Annotated in this window: 7 protein-coding genes; 6 read left to right on the forward strand and 1 reads right to left on the reverse strand. The window is 64.4% G+C overall.

What is annotated here, in order from left to right:
• From VJ464_30720 to VJ464_30745, 6 genes are all read left to right on the forward strand, one after another.
• Positions 1–1501: HYR domain-containing protein (locus VJ464_30720; protein ID HKQ09535.1), on the forward strand; the 1501-nt coding region annotated here is incomplete at its 5' end.
• Positions 1502–1608: 107 nt separating this feature from the next.
• The gene (locus VJ464_30725) at positions 1609–3210 is read left to right on the forward strand and encodes a serine hydrolase (protein HKQ09536.1); all 1602 of its coding nucleotides are present in this window, start codon (positions 1609–1611) and stop codon (positions 3208–3210) included.
• 93 nt (positions 3211–3303) lie between these two features.
• Positions 3304–4434, forward strand: coding sequence for a glycosyltransferase family 2 protein (locus VJ464_30730; protein ID HKQ09537.1), 1131 nt, complete (start codon positions 3304–3306; stop codon positions 4432–4434).
• 10 nt (positions 4435–4444) lie between these two features.
• Complete coding sequence (locus VJ464_30735) at positions 4445–5707, forward strand: hypothetical protein (protein ID HKQ09538.1); 1263 nt, start codon at positions 4445–4447, stop codon at positions 5705–5707.
• Position 5708: 1 nt separating this feature from the next.
• Positions 5709–6518, forward strand: coding sequence for a hypothetical protein (locus tag VJ464_30740; GenBank protein ID HKQ09539.1), 810 nt, complete (start codon positions 5709–5711; stop codon positions 6516–6518).
• Positions 6518–7300, forward strand: a complete 783-nt coding sequence (locus VJ464_30745) for a polysaccharide deacetylase family protein (GenBank protein ID HKQ09540.1) — start codon at positions 6518–6520, stop codon at positions 7298–7300. Before VJ464_30740 ends, VJ464_30745 begins: the two co-directional genes overlap by 1 nt.
• 99 nt (positions 7301–7399) lie before the next feature.
• Here VJ464_30745 and VJ464_30750 read toward each other — a convergent pair whose 3' ends face one another.
• Entirely contained in the window at positions 7400–10060 is a 2661-nt protein-coding gene (locus VJ464_30750; protein HKQ09541.1) for an ABC transporter permease, read from the reverse strand.
• Between the last annotated feature and the right edge of the window lie 17 nt (positions 10061–10077).

Below are 10077 nucleotides of genomic sequence, written 5' to 3' on the forward strand. Positions count from 1 at the left end.
CGGCCCGACGACCTTCTGCCAGGGCGGCTCGGTGACATTGACATCGAGCAGCGCCAGCGGCAATCAATGGTATCTGAACAACAGCCCGATTGGCGGCGCGACAAGTAACACCTACAACGCCACCGCAAACGGCAGTTATACGGTCATCGTGACGGCGAGCGGTTGCAGCAGCGCCGCTTCGTCGGCAACGACCGTTACGGTCAACCCGATTCCTTCAACGCCGACGGTCACGCCGGGCGGCCCGACGACCTTCTGCCAGGGCGGCAGCGTCACGCTCACTTCAAGCAGTGCGAGCGGCAATCAGTGGTACAAGGATGGCAACCCGATTGGTGGCGCGACGGGCAATACCTACAACGCCACCGCAAGTGGGAGCTACACCGTGGTCGTGACGACGAACGGGTGCAGCAGTGCTCCTTCAGCAGCGACGATGGTCACCGCGACGCCGCCGCCGACAACGGCGACGGTAGGGCCAAATCAGACCATCGTGCCAGGCGGCACGACCGCCCCGCTCGGCGGCAACACGCCAACCTCAGGTATGGGAATCTGGACAGTGCAGAGTGGCGGCACGGGCACCTTCAACCCCAATGCGATGACGCCCAACGCCACCTTCACGCATACGGGCGGAGCCGGGCCGATTGTGCTGCGCTGGACGATCTCCAATCCGCCGTGCCCGGACTCGTTCGCTCAAGTGACGATCAACGTTGGCACCTCGCCGACGATCACCTGTCCGACAAGCCCTGTGGTCGCCCCTGCGACGACCGGGCAGTGTGGGACCACGGTCAACTACACGGTGACGGCTACCGGGGCTCCGACGCCGACGGTGGTCTGCGCGCCGCCGTCGGGAGCCAGCTTCCCCGTAGGCCAGACGACCGTGAGTTGTACGGCGACCAATGGGGTTGCGCCCAACGCGGCGTGCAGCTTCATCGTCAAGGTGACTGACACGCAGCCGCCGGTCTTCACCAACGGCTGTCCCGCGGCGATCACCACGGTGACCACCATGAACTGCCCGCCTTCGACGACGCAGACCGTCAATTATTCATTGCCGCAGGTGAGCGATAACTGCCCGGGAGCAAGCGTCGCGTGCGTGCCGCCGTCAGGGTCGGTCTTCGCCTTAGGGACGACGAGCGTGACCTGCACGGCGACCGACGCGGCGGGCAACACCACCACTTGTTCGTTCCCGGTCAACCTCTGGTCGGGGTGCTTGCAGGATGAGACCAACGCGGGTAATACCTGCCTGTTCAACGCGCAGACGGGTGATTACCAGTTCTGCTGCAACGGCGTGGTGGTCGCCACCGGCACAGGCACCCTGACGGTGCGCGGCTGCACGGTGACGATCTCGCATACCAAGCAGCAGCGGCGGGTCCAGATGACAGCGGACCTGTCGGTGAAGCGTGGCACGGCAACCCTCATCATTTCAGGGTTGATGACTTGTCAGATCACCGATCAGAATCTGATGAATAACACCTGTCAGTGTCCGATGCCTCCCGCCTCGCGGCATTGAGGTATCGCTGGAACGGAACAGCTCGGCTGGTCTCTGCCGAATTACAAAAAGGGCGCGGGCCGTCAATGACGGCCTGTTGCCCGTTTGCCATCTCGACGGAGGGTCGCATGTCAAACATGCCTGCTTTTCCGGCGCGCCCGTTCTGGCGCGGCGCCGTGACGCTCGCCTGTCTCCTGACCCTGTTTGCCGCCAATGCCGCGCCTTCGGTTATCCCGAAGCGCGCGGCGTCGGCGGCGCTGCCGCGCAGCAGCCCCGAAGCGCAAGGCATCTCGTCGTCTGCCATCCTCGATTTCGTCGAAGCGGCGGATCAGCAGATCGATGCGATGAACAGCTTCATGCTGGTGCGTCACGGGCAGGTCGTCGCCGAAGGCTGGTGGGGGCCGTACGCCGCCGGGACGCCGCACATCCTCTACTCGCTGAGCAAGAGCTTCACCTCGACAGCCGTCGGGCTGGCCATCAATGATGGCAAGCTCAGCCTCGATGACGAAGTGCTGAAGTTCTTCCCCGAAGATGCGCCGGCGCAGCCCTCGGCCAACCTGCGAGCCATGCGTGTGCGCGACCTGCTGCGCATGGCGACCGGGCAGCAGACCGAACCGCAAATCCAGATCAACGCCACGGGCGCAAACGCCGAGCCGTGGACGAAGACCTTTCTCGCCCATCCCGTGACGTTCAAGCCGGGCACGCATTTTGTCTACAACTCGCCGGCGACTTACATGCTCTCGGCCATCGTGCAGAAGGTCACAGGCATGACGGTGCTTGATTACCTGCGCCCGCGGCTGTTCGAGCCGCTCGGCTTCGACAACCCCACCTGGGTCGCCAGCCCGCAGGGCATTACGGCGGGCGCGTATGGTTTGATGGTGCGCACCGAAGAGATCGCGCGCTTCGGTCAGCTCTACCTACAGAAAGGCATGTGGAAGGGGCGACAGCTCATCCCCGCCGCCTGGGTCGAGCAGGCGACGGCTCTGCAAACCGCGAACGGCTCGTCGCCGACGAGCGACTGGGATCAAGGGTACGGCTATCAATTCTGGCGCTGCCGTCATCATGCTTATCGCGGCGACGGCGCATTCGGGCAGTACTGCATCGTTCTGCCCGACCTCGACGCCGTGGTGGCGATCACCAGCGGCGTGCGCGATATGCAGCGCGTCATGAACCTGGTTTGGGACAAGCTGCTGCCGGCGATGAAAGCCGGGCCGCTGCCTGAAGATGCCGCGACGCGGCGCAAGCTGGAATCGAAGCTCGCTGGCCTGACCGTGAAGCTCCCCGCCGGCCAGCCCACCGCGCCGACAGTCGCCAAAGTATCGGGGCGCTGGTACGAGTTCCCCGAAAACGAGCGCGGCATTCAGGCCGTGGCGCTCGATTTCAACGCCGGGTCGGCGGCGCTCGTCGTGCGCACGGCGGGCGGAGAAACGCGGACGCCCATAGGCCGCGCCGCATGGGCGAAGAGTCGCGGGTTCGCTAACGGGCTCGACCGCTTCCTGAGCGTGCCGGCGCATCCGCTGATTGCCGCAAGCGGCGCGTGGACGGCCGACGATGTCTTCACCGTCAAGATCGTCGCTTATGAAACGCCCTTCTATTCGACGCTGACGTTTCGATTCGAGGGCGAGCGGCTCTTGCTTGATGCCGAGCATAACGTCGCCTTCGGCCCTACGAAGCTGCCGCAACTGATCGGCTTGCAAAAGAGCGCCCGCGCCGCCACTTCGGGCAGGTGAGCCGGCAAGCGGCGGCGGCTATCCTGCCAGCCCTTGCCGTGGAATTCGCGCCGCCTTCGTCATTTCATGAACGTGAAAGAGGCGAGGCGCGCGATGTTGAGATTGCTCTTCTGGTTTTCGATCACCGCCATTCTCTACACCTATCTGGGTTACCCGTTACTGGTGTGGCTGGTGGCGCGCTGCCGCCGCCGCGCCGTCAACAAAGCCGCCGCCACGCCGCATGTTTCCGTCATCATCGCCTGCCACAATGAAGCGCGCCGCATCGAAGCCCGCCTGCGCAACCTGCTCGATTGCGATTACCCGCCCGAACGGCTCGAAATCATTCTCATCTCGGACGGCTCGACCGACCTGACCGCCGACATCGCCCGCCGCTTTGTCTCTGAGCGCGTTCGCGTCTTCGCCTACGAGCGGCAGATGGGCAAAGCCACGGCGCTCAACGTCGGCGTCGAGCTGGCGACCGGCGAAGTCATCGTCTTTGCCGACGCGCGCCAGCGTTTTGAAGCGCGGGCGATTCGCGAGCTGGTCGCCAACTTCGCTGATCCGACAGTCGGCGCGGTGTCGGGCGAGCTGCTGCTTGATGGCGGCAGTGGCGTCGGCGAATCGGTCGGCCTCTACTGGAAGTATGAAAAGTGGATTCGCAAGAGCGAGAGCCGCGTCGGCTCGGTGATCGGCGCGACCGGGGCGATTTACGCCATTCGCAAAGGGCTGTGGCAGCCGCTGCCGCCGATGACCATCCTCGATGATGTCTACACGCCGATGTGCATCGCGATGGCCGGGCACCGGGTTGTCTTTGAAGAAGCGGCCCGCGCTTACGACCAGGCCGCGGGCTCGGCGCGCCGCGAGTTCGCCCGCAAAGTGCGGACGCTCACGGGCAATTATCAGCTCTGCCAGTTGATGCCGCGATTGCTGGTGCCGACCAGCGGCTTGCTGTTGCAATTCTATTCGCACAAGCTGATGCGCCTTGTCGCGCCGATCTTCTTTGTGCTGCTGTTTGCCGTCAATGTAGCGATCATCACCGCGCAAGGCGCGAGCCTGTTTTACAGCGCAATGCTTGCGGCGCAGATGATCTTTTATGCGTGCGTCGCTGCCGGTGCGGCCTTGCTCAAGCGCCAGCGCAAGGTGCGGCTCTTGAATTTCGCTTATGTCTTTTCGGTGATGAACGCGGCGGCGCTCGTCGGCCTCTTTTACTTCATCGTCGGCAAGCGCGACGTGTGGGTGCGATAGCCCCTAGCTTATGAGAGTACTGGTCCTCGATGGTAATGAAAATCACGCGGTCGCTGCCGTGCGGTCACTGGCGCGCGCCGGCCACACCGTCATGGTCGGAGCCAGCACGTCGTGGTCGAAAGCCGCCTGGTCACGCGACGCGTCGAGTCGCTTCACCTATCCCGCGCCGCAAGAAGACGCGCTTGCTTTTGTCCGTTGCATCGCCGCCATCGCCGGACGCGAGCCGGGAACATTGGTGCTGCCGATGACCGAGCGCACGACGCTGCCGCTGTCGCCGCATCGCGACCTGATTGAAGCCGTTGGCGGGCGCATGGTGTTGCCGCCACACGCGACAGTGCTGCGGGCTTTTGATAAGCAGGAGACAACGCGGCTCGCCCGCTCGCTCGGCGTTTGCACACCGCAAACCGTCGCCGTCACCTGCATCAACGAAGCGCGCCGCCTTGCCGCCTCGCTGCCTTACCCTGTGGTTCTCAAGCCGCGTTCTTCTGAAGAAGTCAACGCCGCGGGCCAGGTCACGGCGACCGGCGCGCCGCTCTACGCGCGCACTGCCGATGAATTTATCGCCGCTTATGAAACGATCAGCCGGCGCTGCTCGGCGGTGCTGGCGCAGGAATTCATCGAAGGCACGGGCGCGGGCTATTTCGCTTTGATGAACCACGGCGAATTGCGAATGGAGTTCGCGCATCGCCGCTTGCGTGACGTGCGGCCTACGGGATCGGGAAGCGCCTTGCGCGAGAGCGTCCGCCCCGACGCGCGAGTCAAAGAAGCCGCGCTTGCCATCCTCGGCGCGCTCGGCTGGCACGGCGTCGCGATGGTCGAGTTTCGCCAGCGCGCCGACGGCACGCCGGTCTTTATGGAAGTCAACGGACGCTTCTGGAATTCGCTGGCGCTGTCGGTCTATGCCGGCGCAGACTTTCCGGCGCGGCTCGCCGAGATGGCCGAGCGCGGCGATGTCGAGATGAGTCTCGATTATCGAGTCGGTCTGCGCTGCCGCTGGCTGCTCGGTGATTTTCGTCACTTGATCGAAGTGCTGCGCGGCGCGCCCGCGGGCTATCCCGGCGCGTTCCCTTCGAGGCTCGCGACGCTTGCGAAGATTTGTATTCCCGTGCGCGGCACCCTGCACGATAATTTCACGCGGCGCGATCCGCTGCCCGAGCTTGGCGACTGGCTCGACTTTCTAATGCGGCGCTTGCCGGCGGGATTGAAGAAGCGGGCAAGCCGGCGCGAGACACCTGACGACCGCGCGGCGGCCGCATCACAGTCGGTGATTTGAGATGAGCGACGGCGTAATGATTAAAGGGGCGATCCACGTTCACAGCACCTACTCGGATGGCGAGTTTACACTGGCCGAGCTGCGCGAAGTCTACGCGGCGCTCGGCTGCGGCTTTGTGCTGATGACCGATCACGCCGAAGACTTTGACGCCGCCAAACTCGCCGACTATACGGCCGAATGCGCGCAGCTTTCGGACGAGCGTTTCCGTTTCGTCGCCGGGCTTGAGTTCAACTGTGATCGTCGCATGCACGTGCTGGGCTTCGGCGTCACGCGGCGGACCGCAGCGACCGACCCGCAAGCCGTCATTCGTCACATCAAAGACGAAGGCGGCGTGGCGGTGATTGCTCACCCGATGGACAGCGCCTTCGAGTGGATTGAATCGTTTGACGAATTGCCGCACGGCATCGAAACCTGGAACTCGAAATATGATGGCCGCATGGCACCGCGCCCGCAGACCTTCGCGCTGCTCAATCGCCTGCAACAACGCGCGCCGCGGATGCGCGCTTTCTATGGTCAGGATTTGCATTGGAAGCGCCAGCATCGCGGCCTGTTCAATTGCTTACAGGTGATGGGTGCCGAGCGCGAAGCGGTCTTGAGCGCGTTTGAGCGCGGCGACTATTTCGCGATGAAAGACAACGCCGAATTGCCGTCGAGCGGAAAGCTGACTGCCGAGCTGCTGGCGCGCTTTGGCAACGAGAACCGGCGTTACGCTCAACGGCGACAGTTAATCAAGCGAGCTAAGAAACTGATTGACCGCGTCGGCCTGCGCGTCCCCGCGCCCGTCAAGGCCCAGCTCCGGCGAATCTTTTAATGACCAACCAGCGCACGACTTTTCTGATGTACCACGAGATCGAAGCCGCGGGCCGCGCGCTCTGCGACGCCGAGCCGGGCTATGTGCGCTATGTCGTCAGCCAGGCGGCGTTTCGCGATCAGCTTGGACAGTTGCGGGGCGATGGCTATGGCGGCCTGAGCGTCGGTCAATGGCTGGCCGGCAGTCAAGCCGGGCCGGCGGCGGTCATCACCTTCGACGATGGCTGCGAAACCGATGCGCTCATCGCCGCGCCGTTACTAGCCGCGGCTGGCTTTCAGGCAACCTTCTATGTCATCGCCGGGCGCGTCGGTCAGCGCGGCTATCTGTCAGCGGCGCAACTGCGCGAGTTGAGCGCAGCCGGTTTCGAGATCGGCTGCCACTCGATGACGCACCGCTACCTTGATGAAGCCGACGACGCGCAGTTGCGGGTTGAGGTGAATGAAGCGAAAGCGCGCCTTGAGCAGATCACCGGCACAGAGATCGTCCATTTTTCATGTCCCGGCGGGCGCTATAGCCGCCGCGTCGCGCAATGGGCTGCCAGAGCCGGTTACAGGTCTGTTGCCACCAGCCGCATCGGCGCAAACACGCCGGCCAGCAGCCGCTTGAACCTGGCGCGCGTCGCCGTGCTGCGCGATTACGACGGCGGCACCTTTGCGCGACTGGTGCGCGGCGAAGGCTTGGCGGCGCGGCGCGCTCGCGCAGGGCTACTGAACGCCGCGAAAACGATCCTCGGAAATCGCGCCTACGAGCGCGTCCGCGCCCGCGTGCTCGATCAAGGTTAATCGGATTACAAAACCCATTTCCCGCCGACTCGCACCCCATAGGCGCTGGCCCAAAGACCAATCACCCTATCGTCCTCCGAAGGAGGATTTGCAACCGGCTCACTCGTATCGCAGAGCGATCATCGGATCGACTTTGCTGGCGCGCCGCGCCGGCAGATAACACGCCAGCAGCGCCACCCCGGCTAGCAGCAAGGCGATTGCTGCGAAGGTCATCGGATCAGTCGCACTCACGCCATACAACAAGCCCGTCATCAGGCGGGTCAGGGCGAACGAAGACGCTACGCCAATCGCCATGCCAGTCAGCGCCAACACCATTCCCTGGCTGACGACCATCTTTAGTACGTCGCCCTGCCGCGCCCCCAGCGCCAGCCGGATGCCGATTTCATGGGTCCGCTGCGTCACCGCGTACGACAACACGCCATAGATGCCCACCGACGCCATCGCCAGCGCCACGGCGGCAAAGATGCCCAGCAGAATCATGTTGAAGCGCGGCTGTACGGTGACGGTCGCCAGAATCTGCTCCATCGTCCGCACGCCGGCGACCGGGACATTGGGGTCAAGCGTCCCGACCTCTTGCCGGATCACCTTCGCCAACTCCAGCGGCTCGCCCGAGGTGCGCACCGTCAAAGACATCTGGCGCTCTAAGCCCATACCGTCTATGGCGGCCTCGCGCTGCCGCAATGGCACATACACCTCCTGCCGCGCCGCTGCGGTCAGGTCATCATTCTTCACGTCGGCCACAACACCGACCACGGTCAGGAAAGCTGTCGTAGCAGATCCCGGGGGACGATTGAGCAAGCGGATGCGCCGACCCAGCGGCTCTTCATCGGGCCAGTGAGTGCGCGCCAGAGTTTCGTTAATCACCGCGACCGTTTTCGCCTTGCCCTGGTCCGCGTCCTCCAGGAACCGCCCCTTCACCAGCCGGACTCCCAGCGTGCGGAAGTAATCTGGCGATACGACGCGCCACCCGGCGGCGTTCATTGCGCTCAGCTCAACCGGCCGCCCCTCGACCTCCATCACCGTGCCGCCGCTCCTGTCGCCGAGAGGCACGGCGTCAACGACCGCCGCGTCCGTAACGCCGGGCAGCGACCGCACCCGCCGCAGCACCTCTTCGTAAAATGCCGCAACATGCTGGTCATCGGGGTAGGCTGAGGCCGGCGGGAAGAGCCGCATGGTCAGCACCTGCTCCGCCCTGAACCCTGTGTCGATTTGTCGCAGCCGCCAGAAGCTTTTAATCAGCAAGCCGGCGCCGACGAGCAGCACCAACGAGAGCGCCACTTCGGCGACGATTAGCGCGGCGCGTAGGCGACTGCGGCCTCTGGCGGATGCCGCCGCGCGCCCGCCCTCTTTGAGCGCCGTTTGCAGATCAAATTTGACGGCCTGGTAAGCCGGCACCAGCCCGAAGACCACGCTCGTCAGTAGTGACACGAGCAGCGTGAAGCCAAGCACCCGCGCGTCGAGCGTAACCTCCTGGAGGCGGGGGATCTTTTCCGACCCTATGAGGGGGAGCAGTCTTAACCCCGACGAAGCCAGGAGCAGTCCCATACCGCCCCCGATGATGGCCAGCAGCAAGCTCTCGGCTAACAACTGGCGAACGATGCGGCCACGCCCTGCTCCGAGCGCGGCGCGGATGGCGATCTCCTTCTGGCGCGCCTCGCTGCGCGCGAGCAGCAGGTTGGCGACGTTGGCGCAAGCGATTAAGAGGACGAAGAGGACGGCGGCCAGTAGCACCCAGAGCGGGCGGCGCAGATCGCCGACAATCTCTTGTTCGAGCGGGCGAATCACGGCGCGCTTTATCCCATCCTTCGGGAAACCGTCCGGATAATCCTGCTTTACGCCAGCCATAATGGTGTCGGCTTCAGCCTGTGCCTGCGCAAGCGTCTGCCCGCCGCGCAGACGGGCGACGACGTTCAGTCCGTGGCTACAGCAGGGCCCGGCCAGGTTATAGCCGGGCGGCAGCCACAGCTCGATGGCGCTATCTGCCTGCATCTCGGGCGGCGACTTGAAGCCCTGCGGCAGCACGCCAATGATCGTGTAACTGCGACCGTCAAGCGTCAGCGCCCGGCCGATGATTCCAGGGTCGCCGGCGAATTTCCGTTCCCAAAAGCCGTGACTGAGAATCACCACATGCCCCTGCCCGCGCGGCTCCTCTTCGCGCATGAAGGTGCGACCGAGCGCCACCGGCACGCCGAGCGCCGCGAAGAGATCACCCGAGGCGGTCCCGCCGGTGAGGCGCTCCGGCTCGCCCGCGCCGGTCAGCGTCAGGGTGGCCGTGGTGTAGAGCGACACCTGCTCAAGTGAGCGCGCCTCGTCGCGCAGGCGCAGGAATTCGGCCTCCATCAGTGGGGACTTCGGAAGTAGGCCCCCCGGCCAGGAGTCGTAGATGAAGACTAACCGTTGCGGCTCGGCGTATGGCAGCGGGCGCAGCAACACGGCGTTGACCACCGAGAAGATCGCCGTGTTGGCGCCGACCCCCAGGGCCAGCGTCAAGACAGCCACCAGCGCAAAGCCGGGCCGTTTGATGAGCATTCGCGCACCGTAGCGCAAGTCCTGTGCAAGTTGTTCGAGCCATCCCCAACCCCACATGTCGCGGGTGACCTCCTTGATTAGACTGACATTCCCAAACTCGCGGAGTACCGCCCGCCTGGCTTGCTCAGCCGTCTCGCCGCGCTCCATACGGTCGCGCACCGCCATCTCCAGGTGCGCGCGGATCTCCTCGTCGAGCTCTTCATCGCGCCGCCGCCACAACGGAAATCTCATGTTTAACTCCGCTTGCC

This window comes from Blastocatellia bacterium, assembly GCA_035275065.1.
In the GTDB taxonomy this organism is placed as follows: domain Bacteria; phylum Acidobacteriota; class Blastocatellia; order UBA7656; family UBA7656; genus DATENM01.

What these genes read in the sequence shown, in the direction of transcription:
- VJ464_30725 (HKQ09536.1), top strand. Translation starts at nt 1,609, where the DNA reads ATGTCAAACATGCCTGCTTTTCCGGCGCGCCCGTTCTGGCGCGGCGCC.
- VJ464_30730 (HKQ09537.1), top strand. Translation starts at nt 3,304, where the DNA reads ATGTTGAGATTGCTCTTCTGGTTTTCGATCACCGCCATTCTCTACACC.
- VJ464_30735 (HKQ09538.1), top strand. Translation starts at nt 4,445, where the DNA reads ATGAGAGTACTGGTCCTCGATGGTAATGAAAATCACGCGGTCGCTGCC.
- VJ464_30740 (HKQ09539.1), top strand. Translation starts at nt 5,709, where the DNA reads ATGAGCGACGGCGTAATGATTAAAGGGGCGATCCACGTTCACAGCACC.
- VJ464_30745 (HKQ09540.1), top strand. Translation starts at nt 6,518, where the DNA reads ATGACCAACCAGCGCACGACTTTTCTGATGTACCACGAGATCGAAGCC.
- VJ464_30750 (HKQ09541.1), bottom strand. Translation starts at nt 10,060, where the DNA reads ATGAGATTTCCGTTGTGGCGGCGGCGCGATGAAGAGCTCGACGAGGAG.